Source organism: Sedimentibacter sp. zth1, from assembly GCF_017352195.1.
Classification (GTDB): domain Bacteria; phylum Bacillota; class Clostridia; order Tissierellales; family Sedimentibacteraceae; genus UBA1535.
Genome location: NZ_CP071445.1, coordinates 796060 through 822372, shown reverse-complemented (window position 1 = coordinate 822372; position 26313 = coordinate 796060). Strand labels below are relative to the sequence as shown.

General features: G+C 27.4%; 29 protein-coding genes. 23 read left to right on the top strand and 6 right to left on the bottom strand.

Translation table 11 applies throughout. The features are described 5' to 3' along the window. The first annotated feature begins 94 nt into the window (after nt 1-94). The 3 genes from JYG23_RS03980 to JYG23_RS03970 all read left to right on the top strand — a co-directional run bounded on the left by JYG23_RS03980 (nt 95) and on the right by JYG23_RS03970 (nt 3648). Nucleotides 95-430 (top strand): helix-turn-helix domain-containing protein, encoded by a 336-nt coding sequence (locus JYG23_RS03980; RefSeq protein ID WP_207237243.1) that lies wholly within the window; start codon nt 95-97, stop codon nt 428-430. A 117-nt stretch (nt 431-547) separates the two neighbouring features. Further along, on the top strand, nt 548-862 hold the full coding sequence (locus JYG23_RS03975; RefSeq protein ID WP_207237242.1) for a hypothetical protein: 315 nt from the start codon (nt 548-550) through the stop codon (nt 860-862). Nucleotides 863-990: 128 nt separating this feature from the next. Further along, on the top strand, nt 991-3648 hold the full coding sequence (locus JYG23_RS03970) for an S-layer homology domain-containing protein (RefSeq protein ID WP_207237240.1): 2658 nt from the start codon (nt 991-993) through the stop codon (nt 3646-3648). A gap of 76 nt (nt 3649-3724) precedes the next feature. Here the strand turns inward: JYG23_RS03970 and JYG23_RS03965 are convergent, their stop codons facing one another. After that, on the bottom strand, nt 3725-4594 hold the full coding sequence (locus tag JYG23_RS03965) for a pyridoxamine kinase (protein ID WP_207237238.1): 870 nt from the start codon (nt 4592-4594) through the stop codon (nt 3725-3727). A 164-nt stretch (nt 4595-4758) separates the two neighbouring features. Here JYG23_RS03965 and JYG23_RS03960 point away from each other — a divergent pair, with 164 nt between their 5' ends. From JYG23_RS03960 to JYG23_RS03930, 7 genes are all read left to right on the top strand, one after another. Beyond that, nucleotides 4759-5529, top strand: coding sequence for an HAD family hydrolase (locus tag JYG23_RS03960; protein WP_207237236.1), 771 nt, complete (start codon nt 4759-4761; stop codon nt 5527-5529). Between the two features lie 247 nt (nt 5530-5776). Then, nucleotides 5777-6724: a calcium/sodium antiporter gene (locus JYG23_RS03955; RefSeq protein WP_207237234.1), complete on the top strand. Its 948-nt coding sequence runs from the start codon at nt 5777-5779 to the stop codon at nt 6722-6724. A gap of 203 nt (nt 6725-6927) precedes the next feature. Then, nucleotides 6928-7899: a 50S ribosomal protein L11 methyltransferase gene (gene prmA / locus JYG23_RS03950; protein ID WP_207237232.1), complete on the top strand. Its 972-nt coding sequence runs from the start codon at nt 6928-6930 to the stop codon at nt 7897-7899. Nucleotides 7900-7908: 9 nt separating this feature from the next. Beyond that, on the top strand, nt 7909-8649 hold the full coding sequence (locus tag JYG23_RS03945) for a 16S rRNA (uracil(1498)-N(3))-methyltransferase (protein ID WP_207237231.1): 741 nt from the start codon (nt 7909-7911) through the stop codon (nt 8647-8649). Nucleotides 8650-8698: 49 nt separating this feature from the next. Further along, complete coding sequence (locus JYG23_RS03940; protein ID WP_207237230.1) at nt 8699-9229, top strand: M48 family metallopeptidase; 531 nt, start codon at nt 8699-8701, stop codon at nt 9227-9229. A gap of 15 nt (nt 9230-9244) precedes the next feature. Beyond that, a complete protein-coding gene (locus JYG23_RS03935) occupies nt 9245-9676 on the top strand; it encodes a GNAT family N-acetyltransferase (RefSeq protein ID WP_207237229.1) in 432 nt (143 codons plus the stop codon). A 223-nt stretch (nt 9677-9899) separates the two neighbouring features. Continuing rightward, the gene (locus JYG23_RS03930; protein WP_207237228.1) at nt 9900-10079 is read left to right on the top strand and encodes a hypothetical protein; all 180 of its coding nucleotides are present in this window, start codon (nt 9900-9902) and stop codon (nt 10077-10079) included. Nucleotides 10080-10132: 53 nt separating this feature from the next. On the opposite strand, the gene rpmB is transcribed toward JYG23_RS03930, so the two are convergent. Beyond that, on the bottom strand, nt 10133-10324 hold the full coding sequence (gene rpmB, locus JYG23_RS03925; RefSeq protein ID WP_207237227.1) for a 50S ribosomal protein L28: 192 nt from the start codon (nt 10322-10324) through the stop codon (nt 10133-10135). Nucleotides 10325-10593: 269 nt separating this feature from the next. Here rpmB and JYG23_RS03920 point away from each other — a divergent pair, with 269 nt between their 5' ends. From JYG23_RS03920 to JYG23_RS03890, 7 genes are all read left to right on the top strand, one after another. Next, nucleotides 10594-10950, top strand: a complete 357-nt coding sequence (locus tag JYG23_RS03920; RefSeq protein ID WP_207237226.1) for an Asp23/Gls24 family envelope stress response protein — start codon at nt 10594-10596, stop codon at nt 10948-10950. A 14-nt stretch (nt 10951-10964) separates the two neighbouring features. Further along, a complete protein-coding gene (locus JYG23_RS03915) occupies nt 10965-12584 on the top strand; it encodes a DAK2 domain-containing protein (protein WP_207237225.1) in 1620 nt (539 codons plus the stop codon). A gap of 64 nt (nt 12585-12648) precedes the next feature. Then, nucleotides 12649-14703 (top strand): ATP-dependent DNA helicase RecG, encoded by a 2055-nt coding sequence (gene recG / locus JYG23_RS03910; protein ID WP_242631627.1) that lies wholly within the window; start codon nt 12649-12651, stop codon nt 14701-14703. 25 nt (nt 14704-14728) lie between these two features. Beyond that, nucleotides 14729-15289, top strand: a complete 561-nt coding sequence (gene rsmD / locus JYG23_RS03905) for a 16S rRNA (guanine(966)-N(2))-methyltransferase RsmD (protein WP_207237224.1) — start codon at nt 14729-14731, stop codon at nt 15287-15289. Between the two features lies 1 nt (nt 15290). After that, on the top strand, nt 15291-15776 hold the full coding sequence (coaD, locus tag JYG23_RS03900; RefSeq protein WP_207237223.1) for a pantetheine-phosphate adenylyltransferase: 486 nt from the start codon (nt 15291-15293) through the stop codon (nt 15774-15776). Nucleotides 15777-15913: 137 nt separating this feature from the next. Next, nucleotides 15914-16216 carry a hypothetical protein gene (locus tag JYG23_RS03895; protein WP_207237221.1) on the top strand — a complete coding sequence of 101 codons (303 nt, stop codon included), beginning with the start codon at nt 15914-15916 and terminating at the stop codon, nt 16214-16216. Between the two features lie 167 nt (nt 16217-16383). Then, nucleotides 16384-17523, top strand: a complete 1140-nt coding sequence (locus JYG23_RS03890; protein WP_207237219.1) for a hypothetical protein — start codon at nt 16384-16386, stop codon at nt 17521-17523. On the opposite strand, the gene JYG23_RS03885 is transcribed toward JYG23_RS03890, so the two are convergent. From JYG23_RS03885 to JYG23_RS03870, 4 genes are read right to left on the bottom strand one after another with little or no spacing between them, the layout of a single operon-like run. Beyond that, a complete protein-coding gene (locus JYG23_RS03885) occupies nt 17524-18462 on the bottom strand; it encodes a hypothetical protein (protein WP_207237218.1) in 939 nt (312 codons plus the stop codon). A 52-nt stretch (nt 18463-18514) separates the two neighbouring features. Then, a complete protein-coding gene (locus tag JYG23_RS03880) occupies nt 18515-19744 on the bottom strand; it encodes a nucleotidyltransferase (RefSeq protein ID WP_207237216.1) in 1230 nt (409 codons plus the stop codon). A gap of 28 nt (nt 19745-19772) precedes the next feature. Further along, nucleotides 19773-21320: a putative ABC exporter domain-containing protein gene (locus JYG23_RS03875; protein WP_207237215.1), complete on the bottom strand. Its 1548-nt coding sequence runs from the start codon at nt 21318-21320 to the stop codon at nt 19773-19775. Nucleotides 21321-21346: 26 nt separating this feature from the next. Next, nucleotides 21347-22054, bottom strand: a complete 708-nt coding sequence (locus tag JYG23_RS03870) for an ABC transporter ATP-binding protein (RefSeq protein ID WP_207237213.1) — start codon at nt 22052-22054, stop codon at nt 21347-21349. A 165-nt stretch (nt 22055-22219) separates the two neighbouring features. On the opposite strand from JYG23_RS03870, the gene cobU reads away from it, so the two are divergent. From cobU to rpmF, 6 genes are all read left to right on the top strand, one after another. After that, the gene (gene cobU / locus JYG23_RS03865; protein ID WP_207237211.1) at nt 22220-22813 is read left to right on the top strand and encodes a bifunctional adenosylcobinamide kinase/adenosylcobinamide-phosphate guanylyltransferase; all 594 of its coding nucleotides are present in this window, start codon (nt 22220-22222) and stop codon (nt 22811-22813) included. Beyond that, nucleotides 22795-23541, top strand: coding sequence for an adenosylcobinamide-GDP ribazoletransferase (gene cobS, locus JYG23_RS03860; protein WP_207237209.1), 747 nt, complete (start codon nt 22795-22797; stop codon nt 23539-23541). The genes cobU and cobS overlap by 19 nt, the downstream gene beginning before the upstream one ends. Then, nucleotides 23538-24095, top strand: a complete 558-nt coding sequence (locus JYG23_RS03855; protein ID WP_207237207.1) for a histidine phosphatase family protein — start codon at nt 23538-23540, stop codon at nt 24093-24095. The genes cobS and JYG23_RS03855 overlap by 4 nt, the downstream gene beginning before the upstream one ends. 122 nt (nt 24096-24217) lie before the next feature. Next, nucleotides 24218-25411 (top strand): acetate/propionate family kinase, encoded by a 1194-nt coding sequence (locus JYG23_RS03850; RefSeq protein WP_207237205.1) that lies wholly within the window; start codon nt 24218-24220, stop codon nt 25409-25411. A gap of 63 nt (nt 25412-25474) precedes the next feature. Then, nucleotides 25475-25978, top strand: coding sequence for a DUF177 domain-containing protein (locus JYG23_RS03845; protein WP_207237204.1), 504 nt, complete (start codon nt 25475-25477; stop codon nt 25976-25978). Between the two features lie 12 nt (nt 25979-25990). Next, complete coding sequence (gene rpmF / locus JYG23_RS03840) at nt 25991-26170, top strand: 50S ribosomal protein L32 (protein WP_207237202.1); 180 nt, start codon at nt 25991-25993, stop codon at nt 26168-26170. Nucleotides 26171-26313 lie beyond the last annotated feature (143 nt).

The following is a 26313-nucleotide window of genomic DNA, read 5'->3' as shown; positions in this document are numbered from 1 at the left end:
ATAATAATATTCTAAGTTTAATTATGTAAGATACCTAAAAAATTATTGTTTTAATAATTATGTGGTTTCATATATGAAATAGGAGAAATCTACAATGAAAGCAAGTGAAAACAGTATCAATCCTTTAGAATATGTACATGATATTTTAAAAGGTAAATGGAAAACAGTTATTCTTTGGCAACTTAGATTTAGATCAGGCGCCACAACTTTTCAATTGAAAAGGAGTATAAAAGGAATTAGTGAAAAAATGCTATTAGAACAACTGAACGAGCTAAGATTATATGGTTTAGTAGGTAAAAAAAACTTTGTTAACGAACCTTTTAAAGTAGAATACTATTTAACAGAAGATAAGGGTAAAAAATTAATTAAAGCATTTGAGATAATGGAAGAATTAGGTCAAGAGTATGTAGATGGATTTAAAAATGAGTAAAAACTAGGTAATGAGTTCGCCTAGTTTTTTTTGCGAATTTTAAATAAAATAAAATTATATTGAAATTATGACTAGGATATAGTAAAATGTTTTCATTATATAATTTAAGGAGATACTATGGAAAAGTTAAAAAAGATGCTACCTTACTTAGCCGCTAATATATTGCCATTTTATATATTGCCACTTATTTCAAGTAATCAGAACCACTTAGTAATGTTATTAACGTTAATATTTCCAATGTTAACCATAGCCGAAGCTTTTGTGTGTGGTTCTAAATACGGATTTAATATTTTATATCCTATCACAGTAGGTGTGTTATTTGTTCCTACAGCTTTTTTATTCTATGATGATTCAGCATTATCTTATGCTCTAATTTATGGAGGTCTTGCATTATTAAGTAGTTACATATCAAGTAAAATCATAAAAAAATAATTATAGTCGATTTTAGTTGCACGAAATATGCAACTATTTTTTTTATTTCTTGTTTATTACAATATTTTACAATTATTATATGATAAGTTTGTTACATATAATAAATTATTGTGATAGGTGGTATTTAGATGAAATTAATTATTAAAATCATTGGTTTTTTTCTTACTATAACTATACTTAGCGGTATCTTAAATATTTATGCTGATGAGAAAACTATTACTGAAAAAACAGTAGTTATTCTTCAAATTAATAATGAAGAAAGTACTAAAGAGTTTTGTACACTAGGTGATGCTATTAATTATATTAATGAGAAGGATAACATTGATAACGCAATTATTAGCATAATAAGGGATTGTTATGTAGATGAAACATTGAAAGTTAATCCTTATAAGAATATTCAAGTTGTAGCTAAAGGCAATAGAAAAATTTACAGACAAATAAATAAGGATACACAAAACACAGTATTTTGGGGTGCTTTATTTGAAACCGAAAAATTTAGTACCTTAACTTTTGGAAAAATTGGTGGTATGGGAGATGGAAATGCTTTAGTTATTGATGGAGGAGCAGAATGGGATGATAGTAATTTGTCTGTCAATAACTCAATAAAATCAGAAGAAGCATTGATAAAGCTCAGTCATGGGATTATTAATTTATATGATGGTGTTAAAATTCAAAATAATCATAATGTAACATCGTATGGAGGAGCTATATATGTGCAAAATGGAATTTTAAATATGTATGGTGGTTCTATAGAAAATAACTGTAGTTCATTTGGTGGTGCAATTTTTATTGATAATGGTGATTTAAACTTATTTGGTGGAAAAATAATTAGTAATAAATCAATTAAATTAGGCAATGTATTTGTCAAATTTGGCGCATCTTTAGCTATAAAAGGAAAAATAAGTATTATTGATAATATAGACAATGAAAATGTTTATTTGGAGAACACCTATATAAATATTGTAGGTAAAATAGATGGAACAATAGGTATTTCTTCGTCTAAAAGAACATTAAGTACTTTGTTAGTTTATGCAAAAGATGAACAGTATCTTGATATAGAAAAATTTATATATGATTCGGATCTAGAAAGCTATGGTATATATGTTTTCAACGACAATACTATAAGAATTGGTGCAAAAACAAAAATATTTTTTGATATGCCAACATTAAATATTTTTGAATACAATGAAAAAGTACCTAATATCAGTTATTACATAAAGGAATATAGTGAATTAAGTGGTAAAATAATCAACCTACCTAAATGTGAAGTTAATTTCTACGAACGTGATGGAAATATTATTGGAAAAAAACTAGAAAACGCACCTTTGCAAGTTGGGGATTATTATGTTGAAATTATATATAAAGGTAGTACTTTATTTGGTTATAGCCCATGCTCAAATATAGAAAAGTTTTCAATTTCAGTGATTCCTGCTAATACAGATAATCTATATTATAAAATTAGCTTTGAAAATGCAGATGAAAGGCTTAAACCTTTGATTGCATGTATAGATATAGTACCGGTTGATGATATTAAAATAAGCAATGGTATTAGTGTATCAAAAAATATAATATCAAACGCATTGAACAAGGCAAATAAATTTATGTCAAGCAAAAAAGTTAGAGATATTTCGTTAAAAATTAGACTTGTTAACAATCAAGGAAGTCTAAAAAGCGAATGTATAAAAATAGTTTTAGATCATAATTCTATTAACAAAATTTTAAATTATAATGTCAAATCATTGTATGTTGAAACTAATAATACTTATTTAGAATTTAACTATAACTCGTTGTATACTATTTATAATGAAACTGAAAATGATATCATAATAAATATTGAAAAACTTGATAAGAGTAAGCTTACTAATTCTATGAAAAAAATTATCTACAAAAGACCTGTATATAATTACTCCGTTTATTACAATATGGTAATAAATGGAAGAAAAGCAGTTTCGTATATTAATGATTTTGATTTTAAAGACGTTGAAATTGGAATAAAATACGATATGAATTCTTCAATAATAGACAAAATTGATAAATTGAGAGGCTTAGTAAAAGATAATAATAGAAGACAGGATAGTATATTTTTTGTAATAATAGATGATAATAATAGAGTAGTTTATTGTAAAAATTATGATTATGAAGAAAATAGTAAATACTTTATTTTGAAAACAGATAAACTAGGAATAGTAGGTCTTGGTAGAAATAATAATTCAAAATGCTACCGAGATACCGTTAATCATTGGGCAGAAATAGACATTGATTTTATGATAGAATTAGGTATTTTCTCAGGGTATAATAATGACACATTTTTACCAAATAACGAAATGACAAGAGGAATGTTTGTAACAGTTTTAGGAAGACTTGCAAGGTTATATCTTGATGTAGATGTAGATTTAGAAGGATCTGTTAAAAGTGGTTTTGAAGATGTTGACGAAAACAAATATTATACACCATATATTGAATGGGCAGTTAAAGCCAATATTGCTACTGGTGTAGGAAATAATAATTTTTCACCTGATAAACCAATTACTAGAGAAGAAATGTCAGTAATGATGTATAAATTTGCACAATATTCAGGATATGAAATACCAGTTATGAGCGAAAAATATTTATTTAATGATGTTAACAATTTTAGTAATTGGTCAAAAGAAGCTATATTTGCAATGCAGCAAGCTGGAATAATTAATGGTACTGGTAATTTTAAATTTAAACCTAAAGGAACAGCTACAAGGGCACAGGTGAGTGCAGTTTTGCGTAGATTTATGGAAATTATAATTTATAAATAATTTATATTACAAAGTTAAATATATAAAAAGGTATTACTTTACTAAGTTGGTTGTAGAGTAATACCTTTTTCACGTATTAAATTACTAAATAATTATAAATATTATTTTCATTAAACAAATCTTTCATTATTAGCTCAAACAATACACCATTGTTTATATCTACATCATATTTTGAAGTAGTTTTAACAGCCAATGTAACAAATTTTGAAGCTTTTTCTATAGCTTCGGGTAATTTTAATCCCTTAAACAAATATCCAACAAATAATGAGGTAAATAAATCTCCTGTTCCAGGATATTTAATATCAATATTTTCATAAGGTATTTTGTAATATTTATTTTCTTTTTTATCATAGCATACATTTACAAACTCATTGTCTACAGTTTTTACACCTGTTATAAGCACCGTATTTGGGCCGATAGTGCTCAATTTATACAAATAGTCCTTTAATGTTTCAATCGATAAATTAGTTGATTCATATTTGATATTGAGCAAAATACATACCTCAGTCAAATTTGGAGTTATTATATCAGCATGTTTTACAAGCTCATTCATTTTTTCTATTAATTCTTTTGTATATGTAGAATAGACCTCGCCATGGTCACCCATAACAGGATCAACAACAATCAAGGTATTATTATTTTTTTTCATTCTTTCAATTATATCTGTTATAATTTCAATTTGTTTTTGAGAGCCTAGAAATCCACTATACATACAATCAAATTTGAAATTATTGATTTCCCAATGTTTATAATATTCTTCTAAATAATCAGTATAGTCAAAAAAGAAAAAATCCTTATATCCTGTATGATTACTAAGTATTGCAGTAGGTAAAGGACATACTTGGCAACCAAGAGCAGATAAAATAGGTAAAGCAACAGTTGTAGAACATCTACCATAACCTGAAATATCATGAATTGCTGCAATTGTAGGTACAATATTTTTCATAATTAATCTCCTGTATTTTTTATATATAAATATAATACACCATTATTATATAAATTTCTACAATGTAATTTTAAAAAACTATTATTGACAAGCAAAGGAAAACGTTGTATTCTAAATAATACACACAAAATTTTATAATTACAATAATAGTTGGAGGAATAAAAATGAAAACTAAAATGATAGTTATGGATTTAGACAGAACTCTCCTGAGAACAGATAAAACAATTTCAGATTATTCATTAAAAATTTTAAATAGATGTAAGCGTAATGGTATAAAACTCGTAATTGCAACTGCAAGACCATATAGAGCAACAATTGAGTATGCTAAACAAATTGGTTGCAATGATATAATTTGTTTAAATGGTGCGCTAATTACAATAGATGGGAAAGTGTTAGAAAAAAACACAATTAGTAATAAGATAACTTTTGATTTAATCCAAAAAATAATAAATATATATCCAGACTGTAAATTATCAGTTGAGTCAGATGACATAATATTTTCTAATTTTGATATAGAAAATGTATTCGGAACAGTTACCAACAACATAATTACTGATTTTAAAGAATTTAGCCTTGAGGCAGACAAAATATTGCTTACTGTTGAAAATGACGTGGAACTGCAAAAAATAATCAACCTTTTGCCTTCAAATTTATATGGAAAAATTGCAGCAGGTTATTTATTTCAAATATTGTCTAATCAAGCTACCAAGCTAAATGGTATAAAAACATTAGCAGAATATTATAATATTTCATTAGATGAAATAGCTGCATTTGGCGATGATAATGACGATGAAGAAATGGTTAAATATTGCGGATATGGTGTAGCTGTTGAAAACGCAATTAATAACGTGTTGAATTCAGCTAAATATATTGCAGAAAACAATGACAATGATGGCGTATGTAAATTTATTGATTTAAACATATTATGTGAATAAGATTGTATAAAAAAGTTGCTACGCAACTCCACATCAAAATTATTTATTGACATAATTTCCTATATAAGTTATACTCATATAAGCAAAAGGGAGTAGTTATGTTGTATAATCAACATCATCTGATTTTTCAATCGGTGGTTATACACCTTAATTGATTTTTTTTAAGGAAACGAGACTTTTGGCATTATATTATAATGCTAAGAGTTTTTTTTATCTTTATGGGCAAAATATTATTGGAGGTCTATTTATGGAAATTTTTATTGTAATACTTTTATTTGTTTTAGGTATTATACTAATTTTAAAAGGTGGAGATTACTTTGTTGACGCAGCTACTTGGATTGCGGAAGTTTCGGGTATTCCAAAGTTTATAGTTGGTGCTACAGTCGTAAGTTTAGCCACAACTCTTCCAGAATTAATTGTATCCGCTATGGCTGCAGTTGATGGAAAAGTAGGAATGGCTATAGGAAATGCAATTGGCTCTGTTACATGCAATACAGGCTTAGTTATGGGTATCTCAATAGTTTGTATACCGGCAGTTGTTAAAAGAAAAAGTTTTGCTTTTAAAGGTATTTTGATGATTGTATCTTGTTTATCATTGTTATTACTATCGCTTAGTGGTGAATTGAAATTAGGCGGAAGTCTTGTTTTATTAGCAATGTTTTTTATATTTATCATAGAAAATGTAAAATCAGCTAAATCTGAAATATCGAATGAAAAACATATGATTTATGGTAAAAAAGATATTGTAATTAATGCTTTAAAATTTATTGGTGGTGCAGCAGGTATTGTTATTGGCGCAAGATTACTCGTAGATAATGGTAGTGAACTTGCTAGAATTATAGGAATATCTGAAAGTGTAATTGGTTTAACAGTTATTGCAATTGGAACTTCATTGCCAGAATTGATTACAACAATTATTTCTATTGTTAAAAAGCAAGGTTCTTTAGGATTAGGTAATATTTTAGGTGCAAATATAATTGATGTTACAATTATTTTACCAGTGTGTGCTTTGTTATCAGGTGGTTCTTTACCAATTGCTAAACAAACATTTATGATTGACATACCTGTTTGCTTCGCAGTGATGGGTATATTTGTTATTCCAACATTGTTTAAAGAAAAATTACACCGAGTTCAAGGAATTATAATGATTGCTGTTTACATAGCTTATATTATAGCTATATCATTTATTATATAAAATTATAATGAATAACAAAAAATAAAAAATGCGCTATGATTGTACTATAGGGCATTTTTTATATTAATTCATTATTTTACTCTCGACTTGTTTATTATATCCAAAATTTTAAATTATTACACATAATTTTTAAATATTTGACAAAAATGTTTGTATATTATATATTTATGGATAACATAATTGTTTTAAGATAGGAGAAACACATGAAATTTAATGAGATTATTATAGAAACAACATCGCAAGGTTTAGAAATACTAAATGCTATTTTATTAAAGCTTGATATTACTGAAGTAATTATTGAAGATGCTAGTGTATTTGAAGAGTTTTTAGAAAGTAAAACTATGAATTGGGATTATTATGATGAAAGTTTAAATAATATGAAAAATTGTCCTAGTAGAGTTAAATTATACTTGAATGAAGATGAACAAGGTGAAAAACAACTTTTAGCCTTGAAAAGTGAAATAGATAATTTAAAAAATGATAGTTTTGGTATTGATATGGGAAGTTTAAATCTTCAGATGAATACCGTAAATGATGAAGATTGGGCAAATAATTGGAAACAGTTTTTCAAGCCTTTTGAGGTTGGTAAGCATATTATTATTAAACCAACTTGGGAAACTGTTGAAAACGATACAGATAGAGTAGTGTTGGAAATTGACCCTGGAGCAAGCTTTGGTACAGGACAGCATTTTACGACTCAGTTATGTATTGAACAAATTGAAAAATACATCAAAAAAGATATGAAAATCTTAGATATGGGTTGTGGAAGCGGAATACTTTCCATTGCTTCAATTTTATTGGGAGCAAAAAATGTTGTTGGTGTAGACATTGATGAAAATGCAGTTAGAATAGCTAGGGAAAATGCACTTGTAAATGGAATTCATGAAGATAAATTTACAACATACTGTGGTAATGTAATTGAGGATGAAAGACTACAAGATACTATAGGATACAATCAATATGACATGATTGCTGTAAATATCATTGCAGATATTATTATAGCAATGAGCGATAGCTTTCCAAAATTTTTAAAACAAGGCGGTATTTTGGTTACATCTGGTATAATAGAAAAATATGTAGACAAAGTTAAAGAAACACTTAAAAATATTGGTTTTGAAATTCTTGAAACTAGACAGAAAGAAGACTGGGTGTCTATTACTGCACTATACAAATAGAGGTGAAAAATGTTTAGATATTTTACTAATGAAAGCAAAATAATTAATCAGATAGTTAATATAAAAGGTACTGATGCAAAACATCTTAAAAATACTTTGCGTGCTGAAATTGGTCAAGAGGTTGCCATTGTTACAGAAGAAGCTGAATATGTTTATAATATATTGGATTTTATTAATGACGAAATTGTATGTAAATTTAATCATAAAACAGATATAAATAATGAATCAAATATTCATATTACTTTAGTACAGGGCTTGCCTAAACAAGCTAAGATGGAAGATATCATACAGCAAAATGTAGAGGTTGGTGTAAAAAGCTTTATTCCCTTAATTACTGAGAGATGTGTTGTGAAATTAAATGATAAATCTAGAGAATTAAAGAAACTAGAAAGATGGAGAAAGGTAGCGCATGAATCTTCCAAACAAAGTAAAAGAAATATAGTTCCTAATGTATTTGATGTTATGACTTTGAAAGAATTAATTGCTAAAATAAAGGACGAGAATGCTCAAATTATAGTTCCATATGAGTTAGAAGGTAATAAGACGTTAAAAGAAGCATTAACATCAGGAAAAGACAAATATTACATTATAATAGGTCCTGAAGGCGGATTTGATGAAAATGAGATAGCTAAGCTTCAAGAGATCGGAGCAGATATTGTAACTCTTGGTAAGAGAATTTTAAGAACTGAAACAGCAGGTATAGTTGCATCATCAATTATATTATTCGCTAATAATGAAATGGGAAGATAATAGCTATTAAGCAATAATACTATAAAATGTTACTTAGAGGTGCACATTAATGCAAAAATATGATTACACACTAATACGTTCAAATAGAAAAACTATAGAGTTATCTATCAATAAAAGTCTTGAAATTATTGTTAGAGCACCAATTATAATGTCTACAATGGATATAGAAAAATTTGTGCTTAAAAATAATAAATGGATTGAAAAACACTTAGTAATAATGAAAAACAAAATTTCAAAAAATGACTTCAAAGAATTAACAACTGAAGAAATACTGAAATTAAAGCTTTTAGCTAAAAAAATCATACCAAAAAAAGTTGAGTATTTCAGTAAAATGATGAATGTAAATCCAACTGGTATTAAAATAACATCTGCAAAAACAAGGTGGGGTAGCTGTAGCTACAAAAATAGTCTTTGTTTTTCATATAGATTAGCTAATATGCCTAATGAATTTATTGATTACGTTGTAGTGCATGAATTAGCTCATATTAAAATAAAAAACCATAGCAAAATTTTTTATAAAGAAATAGAAAAGTATATGCCGGATTATAAAGAAAGAATTAAAATGATAAATATTCATTAAGGGAGGATTATAAAAATGTTTTTAGAATATATTGACCATAAATGTACTGATGAAGAATTGAAGGAAATTGTGTGCAAACATGGGCTTTTGCAATATAATATTGACGCAACCGAAGGGTTGCTTTTAAAGCCAGGTGTTAATGTTAATTTGGTTTGTCGTGACAAAGATGGTAACGTGATTGGTGGTATCATGTGTGAAACGTACTTAGAGTGTTTGGACATTAATGTTCTTTGGGTTGCTGAAGCATATCGAGGAAAAGGAATTGGATATAGATTAATGAATGAAGCAGAAAGGCTTGGCAAGGAAGCGGGTTGTATTTATTCAATTACAAGCACATTTTCATTTCAAGCTCCTAATTTCTATAAACGCCAAGGGTATGAGTTGTATTCAGTATTAGATTGTTTCCCAAATAATATATGTTCTTATCAGTATAAAAAGAAATTATAATTTTTGCGAGATTGATTTTGAAAAATTATTAGTCTACTACAATCTCATTCAATAAGTGTTTGTTAAAAATGTAAAATTATAGACCGTTAATAGAGTATTTTTACTTTGTAAACGGTTTTTCTTATTATTATTATATAGATAAGCATTATTTGTATAATTTTGAATACTATATATTATATATTTTATATTAATGAATTAAAAATTATATGAGGAGAATGACTATATGGGTTTTTTTGGATATAAAAAAGGATGCTGTAGATTTCGCTTTACAAGTATATTAGGGATAATGGTGGCAGTAATAGGTGCAATTATTGTTGTACAAATTTTACCTTTAAGAATTTGGTTGTTTATTCTAGGCATTTTATTGATAGCTTTAGGTTGTACATTAGTAAAATTATTTTAAATCACTAATTTTTTATAAAAAAATAATGGCCAAGGCCATTATTGAAAAATTAATTATATAGCACGAACAACGTTACCTGATCTCATGCATCTTGTACAAACATATTTTTTCTTAGATACTCCGTTCTCAATAACAGTAATCTTTCTTACGTTTGGTTTCCAAGTTCTATTTATTTTTTTGTCTGAGAAAGTTACAGTATGACCTGACATTTTTCCTTTTCCGCAGATTTCACAGAATTTTGCCATGTTTTCACACCTCCTATTTAAGCAAAGTTATTATAATAATATTATTTTATACTAATTCCCATTAAAAATCAATAATTTTAAATTATATATAAATTTATGTAAATTAGTATTGTATTAAATCAAGCTTTTTTATTTTAACATTAAAATATATATATTGCAATAAGTAATTTAATTTTATATAATATTTTCATAATTATTTTTTTATGATATAATGATAAAAGACATAAAATTGTAAAAAATAAAATTAATATAAATAGGAGGTACTAAATATGTCATTACAAATTACTAATGAATTGGGTAATATATCAATAGACGATCAAGTTATTGCGAGTATTGCGGGAATGGCTGCTATGGAGTGCTATGGAATAGTGGGAATGGCAACTAAGAATGCTACAGAAGGCTTCTTTGAACTTTTAAAAAAGGATCAATTATCTAAAGGAATAAAAGTAGATTCAGAAAATGATAAAATTGCTATAGATTTATATATCGTATTACAATTTGGTGTAAAAATATCAGTTGTAGCTGAAAATATTATATCAAAAGTTAAATATAATGTTGAATCTTTAGTGGGAGTAGATGTAAGTAAAGTAAATATTTTTGTTCAAGGTGTAAGGGTTCAAAAATAGTTTGGGAGGCTATAATGGTAATTAATTATATAGATAATGTTATGTTAAAAAAGATGATTTTAGGAGGGGCGACTAATCTTGAAAACAATAGAGGATTAGTAGATTCGCTAAATGTTTTTCCTGTTCCAGATGGTGATACAGGTACAAATATGAATTTGACAGTTCAATCTGCTGTTAAAGAGATAAATAATCTTACAGAAAGTAGTATTCAAAATTTAGCTGATGCATCTGCAAAAGGCTCTTTGATGGGAGCTCGTGGTAACTCTGGGGTAATATTATCTCAATTATTCAGAGGTTTTGCTAAAGGTGTTAATAATGTTAATCAATTGACTCCTTGCATTGTTGCAAGTGCTTTTAAAAATGCATCAGATACAGCGTATAAAGCTGTTATGAAGCCAATTGAAGGTACAATACTTACTGTAGCAAGAGAAACTGCTGAAAAAGCAGTAGAAATATGTGATCAGTATTCAGATATGATACTATTCTTAGAAGAATTAATTAAACAAGCTAAAATAACTTTGGATAAAACTCCAGATTTGCTACCAGTATTAAAGCAAGCGGAAGTTGTTGATGCAGGTGGTAAAGGTTTAGTATGTTTATTAGAAGGTGCATTAGCTGCTCTTAAAGGAGTAGAAATAGTGAAGCAACAAAACACTAACGAAGTGGTTGAAACTCAAGCCGAAGTATCTGAGTTTGGTAGTGAAGATGAAATTTTATTTACTTATTGTACAGAATTTATGATAAAAGATGCTAAAATAAGTCATGAAGAATTTTTGCCATTTATCATGGATAAAGGTGACTCAATAGTTTGTGTTGGAGTAGATGGTATTATAAAAACACATATTCATACTAATAACCCGGGTCTAATACTTAGCAAAGCTGTTAGATTTGGTGAAATTATGAATATTAAGATAGAAAATATGAAAGAGCAATTTAGAGCAAAAATTAAAGAAGCACCAGTTGTTAGCAAAGAAAAGAAAAAATTTGCTTTTATTTCAATAGGATTTGGTGAAGGAATTCAAAAGGTGTTCTATGACTTGAATGTTGACTACTTTATATCAGGTGGTCAAACAATGAATCCAAGTACTGAAGATATAATTGAAGCAGTTAATAAATTAAATGCTGAGCATATAATTATATTGCCAAACAATAGTAATATAATTTTGGCTGCACAACAAGCAAAAGATTTATCTGAAAAAGATTTACATGTTATACCTACTAAAACAATACCTCAAGGTATAAGTGCTATGCTTGCTTTTAATGAGGAATCAAATATAGAAGATAATGTGAAAGAAATGGAAGAGGCAATTAAAAATGTTAAAACTGGTCAAGTAACATATGCGGTTAGAGATACATCTATGAATGGTTTTGATATAAAAAAAGATGACATAATAGCATTGTTTGATAAAAATATAGTAAACCATGGAGCTAATATTGAAGAACAAACTCTTGAACTTATTAAGAAGATGGTTTCAGATGATAATTTTCTTGTAACAATTTTCTATGGTGATACGTTAAAAGAAGAAGAGGCTAAATCTTTAAAATGTAAAGTTGAAGAAATTATTGATTTCTGTGATGTTGAAATTGTGTATGGTGGTCAACCGCTATATTATTACATTATAGCTGTTGAATAAAATTTATATATTGCTAAATGCTTGATTTATTTGGCATTTTTGCAATATGTTGATGGAGTTAGTTATGATTAATACTAATGTTAAGTATTTAAAGGGAGTAGGTCCCAAAAGAGCTTTAAAATTAAATAGGCTTGATATTTACACAGTAGAAGATTTATTGAATTATTTTCCAACGAAATATGAGGATAGACGAAAAATATCCAATATAATTGATGTTGAAAATGATATTAAGGTTTTATTGAGGGTAAAAATTTTAAAACCACCAACTATCAGGAAAGTTAACAAAAAAATGTCCATTATTAAGGTTATAGCTAGTGATGATACAAGCTATATTACTATAACGTTTTTTAATCAAGATTTTTTGTTTGATAAGCTTATTCTTAACCAGTATTTTTATTTGTTCGGAAAATGCAAAAGAATTGGTAGTAATATTGAAATGATTAATCCGGATATTGAGAATGTAAATGAAAGCGTAAAATCAGGCAGAATTATGCCCATTTATGCATTAACTAATTCATTGACTAATAATGAGCTTACAAAACTAATTATGCAATGTATGCGAGATTATAGTGCTTATATAGAAAATATATTACCAAATGAAATAATTGATAAATATAATTTGTTAAATAAAAAAGATGCGATTAGGTATTTACATTTCCCACCGGATGGTAAAAAATATACTTTGGCAAAAAAAACAATAGCTTTTGAAAAGTTGTTAGTGTTGGAAATAGGTTTGTTAAGCATAAAAAGCAAACTTAATCTGAGTGGTGAAGGAATAGTACAAACAAATACTTCTTTGTCTGATAAATTGTTTTCTAATTTACCTTTTAAGTTAACCAATGCCCAACTTAGAGTTGTTGATGAAATAAAATTAGATATGCAATCAAATAAACCTATGAATAGGCTTATACAAGGTGATGTTGGATCTGGTAAAACAATTGTAGCTATAATTGCTATGCTTATTTCTGTTTCATCAGGATATCAAGCATCTATGATGGCGCCTACTGAAATTTTAGCTATGCAACACTATCAAACTATCAAAGAATATTTAGATAAAAGTGGAATTAGCTTAAAAGTGGAATTTTTATCTGGTTCAACTACTAAAAAGAAAAAGACTGAGATTCTTAGAATGGTTAAGAATAATGAAATTGATATTTTGATAGGTACACATGCATTAATAGAAAAAAATGTAGAATTCAATAATATTGGATTGGCAATAACTGATGAGCAGCATAGATTTGGTGTTAGGCAAAGAGCAATGCTTTCTAACAAGGGAAAAAATCCAGATATACTTGTTATGACAGCTACACCTATTCCGAGAACGCTGGCATTGATGATATATGGGGATTTAGATATTTCTATCATTGATGAAATGCCACCAAACAGACAACAAATTATAACAAAAGTTATAAAAGGGAATGATAAAGAAGAAGCGTATGAATTTATTAAAAAGAGAATCTATGAAGGTAGGCAAGCATATATTGTAGCTCCACTAATTGAAGAATCAGAAACTATGGAACTAGATTCTGCTTCTGAAATATATGAAAAATTAAAAAATGATTATTTCAAGGAATTTAATCTTGGATTACTACATGGTAAAATGACTAATAAAGAAAAAGATGAAATAATGGATAAATTCTATAATGGAGAAATAAATGTTTTGGTTTCAACTACGGTTATAGAAGTTGGTGTAGATGTTCCTAATTCAGTTGTAATGTTAATTTTGAATGCTGAAAGATTTGGGCTTGCGCAGCTTCACCAATTAAGAGGGCGTGTAGGTAGAGGCCAATATCAGTCTTTTTGTATACTTGTAAATGAAAGTAAATCGAAACATTCTAAAGCAAGAATGCAGGTATTACAAGATACCAACAATGGGTTTTTAATAGCTGAAGAAGATTTAAAAATTAGAGGACCGGGTGATTTCTTTGGTTCAAGGCAACATGGAGTAGAAAAATACAATATTGAGAATTTAATTCAAGATATCAAAATTGTTCAAAACGTACAATTACTAACTAAAGACCTATTAACTCATAATCCATCATTAATTGGTGAAGAGTACAAAGCGTTAAAAGATAAAATATTAAAATTATTTGATAAAGAAAACATTGTATTTAACTAGATATAAATTTTGAGGAAGTGACTAAGTGAGAGTAATATCAGGAAACAATAAAGGGAAAAAATTATTTGCACCTAAGGATATGTCAGTTAGACCAACATCTGATAAAATCAAGGAAGCAATTTTTAATATGTTAGGATATATTGATGAAGATAGCGTTGTGCTAGATTTATTTGCAGGCACAGGAAATGTTGGTATAGAATTTTTATGCAGAGGTGCAAAACAGTGTCACTTTACAGATATATCTCATAAAAGTATAAGTTTTGTGAAAAAAAATATAGCTTTATGTAAATTAGAAGATAAATCAATGGTATACATAAATGATTACGAAAAAGCAATCAACTATTTTACTAGATGTAATGTTAAGTTTGATTACATATTTGCAGATGCACCTTACCATCTAAATTGTGCTCAAAAGGTTATTGATTTAGTTTTAAACAATGAAATTTTAAATAAAAACGGCACTTTAATAATTGAGTGCGAAAAAACAGAAAAAATGTTTGAATATGGTATACCAAGTGTGTTAGAATATAAAGAGAAAATATATGGCATAACGAAAATTGGTATTATTAAATTTTCGGAGGAGTAGCATGAAAGTATTATATACTGGTAGTTTTGATCCAATAACTAATGGACACCTTGATTTAATAAGAAGATGTTCTAGAAAATTTGAATGTGTGGTTGTAACAGTTTTTAATAATAAGTCTAAAGAACATTTTTTCACAGCTAATGAAAGATGCAAGCTTATTAAAGAAGCAATAACTGATTTAGATAATGTTGTAGTTGATATAACAGAAGATATGGTCGTTAATTATGCTAAGAAAAATCAAATAGATTTTATTGTTAGAGGATTAAGGGCTGTTTCTGATTATGAATATGAATTGATGGTTGCGTCTATAAATAAACATATGTATCCAGAACTAGAAACATTCTTCATGATAGCTTCACCAGATTACTCATTCATAAGTTCAAGTATTGTAAAGGAAGTAGCAATGTTCGGAGGAGATATATCGAGTTTAGTTCCACCAAATGTAGCCATTGCACTTAAAGATAAAATAGGGAGGGAGTTAAAATAGATATTTTAGTTCTTTTAGAAAAAATAGAAGACATAGTAGACGAGGCTTCTAAATTTCCATTATCAAATAAGATTATTGTAGAAAAAGAAGACATATTAGATATAATTAATGAAATTAGGTTAAAACTTCCAGATGAGTTGAATCAAGCTAACTGGGTTGCTAAGGAAAGACAAAGAATTTTATCAGAAGCACAAACTGAAGCTGATCAATTGCTGGATAAAGCAAGACATCAACAAGATGGTTTATTAGACGATACAGAAATTGTAAAAATGGCATATGATAAAGCTGAAGAAATTATAAAATCAGCTGAAAATAAAGCTTATGAAATGAAAATAAATTCAGTAGAATACAGTGATAATTTATTGTCTAAATTACAAGAAAATATATCTTATTTACATAGTGTAGTAGAAGATAACAGAAATGAATTGAAAAATATGTAATTATATAAAAATCGCTAAAAAGCGATTTTTTTTTTAATATAATAGTTTAATATTAGTTTAAGATAATTAAGAGATAATTATATGTATTAGTTAAAATATAAACTTATATTGACTTGTGAAAATGTAAATAGTACACTATTATTAAATCTTTGAATAGGAGGTTAAATATGAAAAAAAAGCAAGGCTATATATTAATATTTATAGCAATATTAGCATTATTATTGGCGATTTTCAGGGTAGATGAATATATTGTTGCTTTAGTTAACAGTGATAATTTGAACAATATATATTTTGATGACTCAAATATTGTTCAAAAAAATAATTTTTGTTTTTCTAAATATGCAAAAATCAACATAGATGACTGGAATAATGCCTATTCAGTTAAGAGTGGATATAAAAACGTTTCACACTTTTTAGTTTCGATAGATAACTATATAGACGAAATTGCTGAAATAATTGATAAGCCTAATTGGTTACAATTGCACAAAAGTAAATATAGAGAAGATTATTACTTTGAACCTTATATTAATGTAAGGTTTAATGATAATAATGAAAACATTTCTACCATACAAACTTATTTAAAATTAACAATTTACCAAAATAGAAATATCTTTGACAATAATTTTTTAACACTTGCTCATGATTTAACCAATATTGTGACAGATGGAAGTTCTTCACCGAGCCTAACAGAAGGATTAGCATATTATATTCAAGATGAAATAGGTTTAAACGTAACACTTTACAATTATGGTATTGATATTTTTACTTCATCAAAACAGTACATAGTAAATGAAAATAAAGATGTTATTGATAGAATAGGGTCTGCATATGGTAATGTCATGATTGAAAAGAGAAAAGAGTTTTATGTTTTAAGCAATTCATTTTGTAGATATTTAATTAATGAGTATGGTATGGATAAATTTATGCAAGTATATAGTACAGATAATGTTGAAAACGCATATTTAAATATATATTATAAATCATTAAAGGAATTGAAAAGTGATTGGTTAGGATTTATTGAAGATTATCAAGATATATTTTCTATTTCAAGAGATTTAGTTAATAATAAAAGATTTATTAAAAAAGTAGGTACTATTAAATCATACAATGATATAGACGGAGCTAATAAGAATAAAAACTTTTTTGTTTTAGATGAGTCATTTAAAACATATTTAAAAAAATCATATGGTATAGACAAATATGAAATATTAGTATCATCTAACTACGATTATAATTATACTTACAAAAAAAGATTAACTGATTTGAAGTGTGATTGGTTAAGCTTTTTAAAGACTTACGAACAATAACTACATAATAATTAGCATTAAAACTGTTATAAATGCAGATATTATACCATAAACAAACTTAGTTTTTATATATTTTAAAATACCTATTTCAAAGTTTGTTACGACTGTTATTGTTTGGAAAATTATTGAAAATCCTGAAAAACTAATCAAAAAATTTATTAGTATTAACTTAACTTCAATAGGCAAACATGATGAACTAACAACATTGCATCCATTGGTTATTTCTAGTGCTCCTACTATTAAACCAATAAAAATATCAGTTATATTTGATGTATACGTAGTAGGAATAAATGTTAATATATATTCAGATATAATTGAAAAAATAATGATTACGCCGCATATAGTTAAAATACTAATGATTGATTTAGTTATAGCATTGCTAAATGCTTTATTGAAAGAAACATGTTTTATAATGTTTCTTTTTTTTGTACCTGTTGTTATATAAAAATCTTTTTTAAAAAAACTTGACAGCACAATAGCCCCTATAAAATGGGGTATTGTAACATAAATTAATAATGATTTATCTTCAAGCATAGACATTACAACAACTGCTGATATAAACTGAAAACTGCATATATTGGTAAAATATAATAAATAGTTTGCTTCGGATTGATTGATGCTATTGCTTTTTACCATTGAATCTATAGCTACTGCGGCTGATGGATAACCAGATATAATACCTATAATATATGGAATTATTGCAAAGGCGCTTCCTAAAAGTTTTTTAGATATTTTAGATACTTTTTCAAGCAATTCATATAAAAGGCTGTATTGCAATAAAATATTTGACAAAATAAACATAGGAAATAGGAATGGCAAAATTTTCTTATACCATAGAGTTATACCGGCAATAGCACCACTTCTAACTATTTCAGGTTGAATGAAAAATATTATAATTAAAACTAATGCAAAAATAGGCGCTATATTTTTCTTAAGCATAAAAAAACACCTCCTAAATATTTATATTTAAAATGAGGTGCATTTATGATAGTTATTTTATATATATAACATTATTATAATATTCGTTATTAAGGTAATTATTTCTGTCTCTAAATGGTAAATAATATAAATTGCTTGATTTGTTTGTTAATTCAAATATTTTATCATTATTAGCTTCTATACCATTTCTTTTATAATCTGAATACTTTGTTATGACTGTAGTCCCATTTTCCTTGGCTTGCTTAATTATATCTTTTCCATTTTCACTAAAAGCCAATGTTTTAACATAATTATTGTTATATCCTTTTAAAAAATCAATATCTTTATACTTTATATCAAGTAAAATATTCAGTAAGATTCTTCTAATTCTTGCGTAGGTATATCTTTTAGACTTAATTGATAGTATAAAATCATTAAGGTTATTATATTTGTAAACATTATCAAATATTTTATTTTCTAAACCCTCTGTTACATCATAAATTTTCTTTAGATCATCTTTACCAGTAGCAATAATTTTGTAATACATAAATTCTAAATAATTATCTAATGAATTAAACAGCTTATTTTTTATATAATATTTTTTGAGTTCAGTGTAAGTTACAGATGGTATAGAGTGTTTTAATTTTGTAAAATTATTTAATAACAGCTCATTTCTTATCGCAGTTGCACTAGCAAAACTATGGGTTATAGATAAATCATTGTGTTGAGATATATGTCTTTTTATTGGAACATAGTCAACATCAAAATTTAATAGTTTACATGATTTGATATATTCTAAGGCCAAAGTGTTGTTGGGGCTAAGTGTTATTTCACAACTGCTATCATCAAGCTTTAAAATGGTATTTAAGCTCTTGTTTACTGCAAAAGGATATGATAATCCATTTGATATATTTGCTCTTAAAATGGTCTTGTATTCGTCGTTGTTATTGATTTGTATATTTGCAATCTTTTTTAACATGTCTATATTGGTATCTTCGCATCCAAAGCTTATTGCGGATACATTCAGCTTTTTTAATTCATTTATAGCTCCAAATGAAAAAAGCTCTGCATTTTGACATGAGTAGGGGAATGGTAGCTCAATAACAAGGTCTACGCCATTTCTAACTGCAATTTCAGCACGAGTGTATTTATCAACTATGGAAGTATCTCCACGTTGAACAAAGTTTCCGCTCATAACAACTGCTATTCTATCACAATTATATAATTCTTTTGCCTTTTCTATTTGGTACTTATGTCCAAGATGAAAAGGATTATATTCAGCTACTATTCCAATTGTTTTCATATTTCTATTTTACTCCAAATTTATTTATCTATCTATTGTTTAGTTCTGCATAATTCAATATATCTTTACAGAAGTATGTGATAACAGAAGCTACTATTACATTCCATATGAACATACATCCCATAACAATTATTGGAATTAACTCTTCACTAAATCTTAATGCTAAAAATACACCAGCTAAAACACCCGGAAGCATTAGAACAATCATTACTATAAAGTACAAGAAAATTATAAGTGTTTTATTAACTATTTGTCCAAATAATCTTTCAATCAAGATATTTCCAGCCATAAACAACATTCCAAATCCAATACGTGCTAAAATACATGCTAAAACATCTAATGCTGATGCGTTTAATATTATGCCTAATGGTACAAATATCAATATAGCTTCTAATACTATTTTTAACATATTTTCTTTTGTAATACAAATTAATTTTTTAAAAGCATTATCAGGTATCAAATAAATATAAGGATATATTAATTCTCGGACCCATCTACCTAATGAACTAGTTAATAATTGCATATAAGTAGCAAATGCAAATGCAGGTAAAATACTTCCTGATTCTTTTGTAAAAAAGCCAAAACCTATGCAAACTACAATAAATATCAAACTATTTCTATCCAATAAAAATATACCAGATCTTCTATCTTCGAGCATATGCTTGTAGAAGAATACATTTGAACCATTGCCTCGTTTTAAACCTGTCTTTCCAGTTTTAACTTTATGAGGTGTTTCTTTAATTTTACCTTCTTTAGCTGCAGTGATAGCAGAATATGAAACTTCAGTTGCTTGCAAAACATCCTCGTAATAATCCGAATTCATAGTTGAAACTATATAAACAAATAGAGCAACATAAGCAAGTGTTGCCAATATACCCCCAATTAAATATATTATATCTCCAGATATTATACCTACAACAAAAGCCTTAAGCCAACCAATAATAGGAATAAAATTTAGCCACTTAGCGTTAACACTTGAAACTATTGCTTGAAGTTTATTTGTTGAAGTAAAGAATAAGTCTTTAAATATATATAATAATATAATTGAAAGTACACCAATAATTACTGATTTTAAAATTTTCTTCTTTTTATCATCGTTACATGTATATGAGTATATAGCCATTGCAGTAAGTTGACTACAAAAGAAAATCAAACAATAACCTATAAAAATTGACAAAAGTCCCAAAAAATTGATTCCATATGTATTATGTAAAATTGAGTATTGAAAAAATATAAAGAATCCAACCCAAATAGATGTTCCTAACTGCCTAAACAAGCCATAAATCAGAATTCTTTTAGTTGATATGGGTGTTTGAAATAACAAATTTATATCAGCCATTTTAAAAAATGAGGCACCTGATGAAAAACCAATCATTATAGTTGTACAAAATAAAAAGCCGTAAAATGCAAATACAATTGCAAATATTTCATTTATATCTCTAAGTTCATTAACTTCTGTAGGACTACTATAAGCACCAATTATTACAATCACCATCATAGCAATAAAAAATAATAGCAATATTAATCTTGAAGGGTGCTTTTTACAATCCTTTATCATATTTTTAATTCTTGTCATAACAAGATATAGTAGAGCTCTCAAAATTATTCAGCCTTCCCTTCTGTTATATTGAAGAATAGTTCCTCTAAAGAAGTTTCGTCATCTGAATCATTCTCTTTATTGTATTTAGTAGCTGCAAAAGAGCCGTTTATCATTATGTGAGCAACATCCCAATAATTTTCAACACTATCTAACATATGAGTACTAATTAATATAGAAGCACCTTGATTTCTTAATTCTACAAACATACTCTTAAGTTCTTTTATAGCATGAGGATCAAGTCCAACCATTGGTTCATCAAAAATTATTACTTTTGGTCTATGTAAAAGTACACAGCATATACTAAGCTTTTGTTGCATACCCTTTGATAATTCTTTTCCTAATTTATCTTTTTTATCAAACAATTCAAATCTTTTTAGAAGTTCATCAGCATAGTCTTTCCAATCTGTTAATTGATAAGCCTTTGCAATAAATTGCAGATGTTCTTCAATAGTAAGTAAATCATATACAGCAGGCAGTTCAGGAACATAACCTAAATCTTTTTTAGCTTCTATTGTTTTGTTTTTATGTCCATTTATATCAATTTCACCCTCAAATCTTAATAAGCCAGATATACACTTGATTATTGTTGATTTACCAGCACCGTTTGGACCAAGCAAAACTGCAATTTTACCGTTTTCAACACAGAAACTAATATTATTATTAGCAATTAATTTCCCGTATTTTTTTGTAACATTAAAAACATTAATCATAATTCTTTCTCCCTTGATAGTAAGTTTTTCAATTTTAGTATGTATATATTTATTATAAAGTAAAAGAAGTGTTTATGCAAGCATAAAGTAAATATAATTTACCATACAATTAAGAATTAATATATGTTATAATTAATTGAAAAAATTCAGAATTAGGAGTAAATTATGTGTGTGACGCTAGTTGTTGGTGGAGCAAGAAGTGGAAAAAGCTCATTTGCTGAAAATAAAGCAAAAGAATATGGTAAAAACATTGCATATATTGCGACGTCAGTGGTAACTGATAAAAGCATGGCAGATAGAGTAAAAAAGCACAGAGAGCAAAGGCCAAATGAATGGAAAACAATAGAAACTTATAAAAATTTTAATACTCTTATAGATAATAATGATTTTTTAAGTTCAGATACAATCATGATAGATTGCATAACAACTTTAATTTGCAATTTTATGGTTGATAGTAAAATTGATTTTGATAATTGTTTAATGAAAGATGTAAACAAATTAGAAGCAACCATTAAGCATGATATATTAGATTTAATACATATTTGTAAAGATTTGGACAAACATTTAGTTATCGTATCAAATGAAGTAGGATTAGGTGTGGTGCCAGCATATTATATGGGAAACTTTTTTAGAGATATTAGTGGAAGAATGAATGCCTTCATAGCTAAAGAATCAGATAATGTGTACTTTACAGTTTCTGGTATACCTATGAAATTAAAAAGTAAGGGGGTTAACATACATTGTTCAGAGGATTATTAGTACTTATATCTTTTTTTACTAGGATTCCTATAGGAAAAAAAATTGAATTTAATGAAGCTGAATATAAAAAAGCATTATGCTTGTATGCATTTATTGGACTAATCATTGGCTTGGTTTTAACTATTGGGTATTTCATTGGTGATTTTTTAGAAATAATTTATATAAAAGGATTGATAATTACCGCAATTTATATTATAATAACAGGCGGTATACATTTAGATGGTGCGTCTGATACTGTAGATGGATTATTTTCAGGTAGAACAGGCGATAGAATATTTGAAATAATGAGTGATTCAAGAATAGGTGCATTTGGAGTAATTAGTTTAATACTTATTCTTTATTGCCAACTAATATTTTTTTCAAATGTTAGTATATATACACTGATTTTAACACCAGTTGTTGGAAAGGTAAGTGTAGTTGTTTCTTGTTACAAGAAAAAATATGCTAAAAAAAGTCTGGGTATGGGAACCATATTTGTTGAATCTATTAAATTAAAAGAACTTTTAATCAATCTAGGTATAATACTAATTTTATGCGTAGTGTTAAAAGGTTGCATAATCAATATTTTGTCAACTGTTTTGACTTTTATTATTGTATTTTTTATGTCTAAATGGATTGAAAATAAGATTTTTGGTATGACAGGTGATACTTGTGGATTTGTAGCAGAAATTTCACAGATTGTTTTTATGTTTCTTAGCTTAATTGTTGGAAAGGTAATATTATTATGAAACTATATTTAGTTAGACATGGACAATCTGAGGGAAATTTTAGAAAAGTTTATTGTGGTGTTAATGATGTAGAGTTAACTAAGGAAGGTGTTCTACAAGCACAAAGAATGGCTAAAAAATTTGAAGGAAGATCTATTAGTAAAATATATTCTAGCCCATTGAAAAGAGCGTATAATACGGCTTTAGAGATATCTAATGTTTTAAAATTAGATATTGAAAAAAGCGATTTATTAAAAGAAATTAATTTCGGTATATTTGAAAATCTAACTTGGAATGATATTAAGACAAGGTTCCCTAATGAAGCTCAGAAATGGGCTGATGTGGGTGTGCATTATAAATTTGTTGATGGAGAAAGTCTTGATGATGTGGTTGTAAGAGTAATAGAGTTTGTTAAAAATTGTTGTGATAATAGTATAATTGTTACACATAGTGGAATTATACAATCCTTTATAATTGCATTAGAAATAGCAAGCTATGAAAATTCATGGGACTATGTAATTAATAATTGTGATGTTATTTGTATAGAAAATGGAAAAATTACATATTTTAAGTAGTGGGATAAGGGTTTATGTAAAATTAAATATTACAGTTTCTATTTTGGCAAACTGTGTATATATAAAACTAAAATTAATTAAATTTAATTTGTTATTAATAATTTTTTTACAGGAGGATTAACATGAATATTTTAGTAATTAACTGTGGTAGTTCATCTTTGAAATATCAGTTAATAGACATGAAAAATGAAAAAGTTTTAGCTAAAGGTTTAGCTGAAAGAATAGGAATTGAAGGTAGTCAAGTTAAACATGAAGCTATCGGAAAAGAAAAGAAGGTTTATACAGATCCATTAGCAACTCACAAAGAAGCTATCAATACTGTATTAAATGCATTAGTAGATCCAGTATATGGTGCAGTTAAAAATTTGGACGAAATTGATGCAGTTGGTCATAGAGTAGTTCATGGAGGAGAAAAATTTGCTGGTTCTGTTGTTATAACTGAAGCAGTTGTAAAAGCTATGGATGAATGTACAGATTTAGCACCATTACACAATCCTCCAAATATTATTGGAATTAATGCTTGTAAAGAATTATTACCTAACGTACCAATGGTAGGTGTGTTTGATACAGCATTCCACCAAACAATGTCAGAAGAAGCATTTATCTATCCACTTCCTTATGAATTATACAAGGAATTAGGAATTAGAAGATACGGATTCCACGGAACTTCTCACAAATATGTAGCTCAAAGAGTAGGTAATATGATGAATAAAGATATTAAAGATCTTAAAATCATAACTTGTCACTTAGGAAACGGAGCAAGTGTAACAGCTATAAAAGATGGTGTATCTGTTGATACAAGTATGGGATTAACACCACTTGAAGGATTAGTAATGGGAACTAGATGTGGAGATATTGATCCAGCTATAGTTACATTCTTAATGGATAAGAAAAATTTATCAATTTCACAAATGAATAACTTAATGAATAAACAATCAGGAGTTTTAGGAATTTCAGGAATTAGCAGTGACTTTAGAGATATCGAAGGTGCAGCTGAAGAGGGAAATAAAAGAGCTCAACTTGCACTTGATAAATTCCATTATACAGTAAGAAAATATATTGGTTCTTATGCAGCAGCAATGGGTGGAGTAGATGTAGTTGTATTTACAGCAGGCCTTGGAGAAAACTCAAAAGACTCAAGAGCTGAAATTTGTAAAGGATTAGAATTCTTAGGAATTGAAATAGATAACGATAAAAATAATACTCGTGGTAAAGAAGTTGAAATTTCTGAAGATGGTTCTAAAGTTAAAGTTTTTGTTATTCCAACAAATGAAGAATTAATGATTGCAAGAGAAACTAAGTCTTTAGTAAAATAAATTCTTGACAAAACAATCATATTCTCATATAATTTACTTTGTAAGTCAAAAAAGGGTGATATAATGTTAATTAATTTAAAAAAATTCCTTCTATCTGATGACTTAGTAATGAATATTAATGATACATTAACTATAACAGATAAAGAATTATTAGAGACGAATAAGTTAAATAAGGAGTTTTTATTTGAAGGAAAGTTCTATAAAGTGGATAAGAACGTATCATTAAATGCAAAAATTACTTATGCTTATGATGAAGTCTGTGCTAGATGTTTAGAGGAATTTGAAAATAAAGTTACAGCTAATTTTAATGCAATTATAGTTGATGAAATTAACGAAGATTATGAAGCAGAGGATATAGAGATATTAATGAAAGATGGTTTAATTGATCTAAATGATGCAGTTAATCAAATAATTTATTTGTCTATGCCAATGAAAGCTTTATGTAAAGACGACTGTAAAGGAATTTGCTCGAAATGTGGTAAAAATCTTAATACAGGTAAATGTGAATGTAATGATTTCGTTATAGACCCACGATTAGAAAAATTAAAAACTTTGTTAGAAGATTAAGGAGGTGTCACAATGGCAGTACCTAAGAGAAAAACATCAAAAGCTAGAAGAGATAAGAGAAGAACAGCTAAATGCAGAATGACAATTCCAGCAACTATGGAATGTCCACAATGTCATGCAGCTAAAAGACCACATGCTGTATGTGGTGAATGCGGATATTACAATGGTAAAGAAGTTATTACTGTAGAATAGTAGATAAAAAATAGTGCATATGCACTATTTTTTTATTTTTGCCAATGTAATTTTTTTATTGCAATTACACACTAACTAGGGTATACTAAAATTTAGGAAAATCTAATTTTGACTACATTAATTATATAAAGCTTGTTTATGTA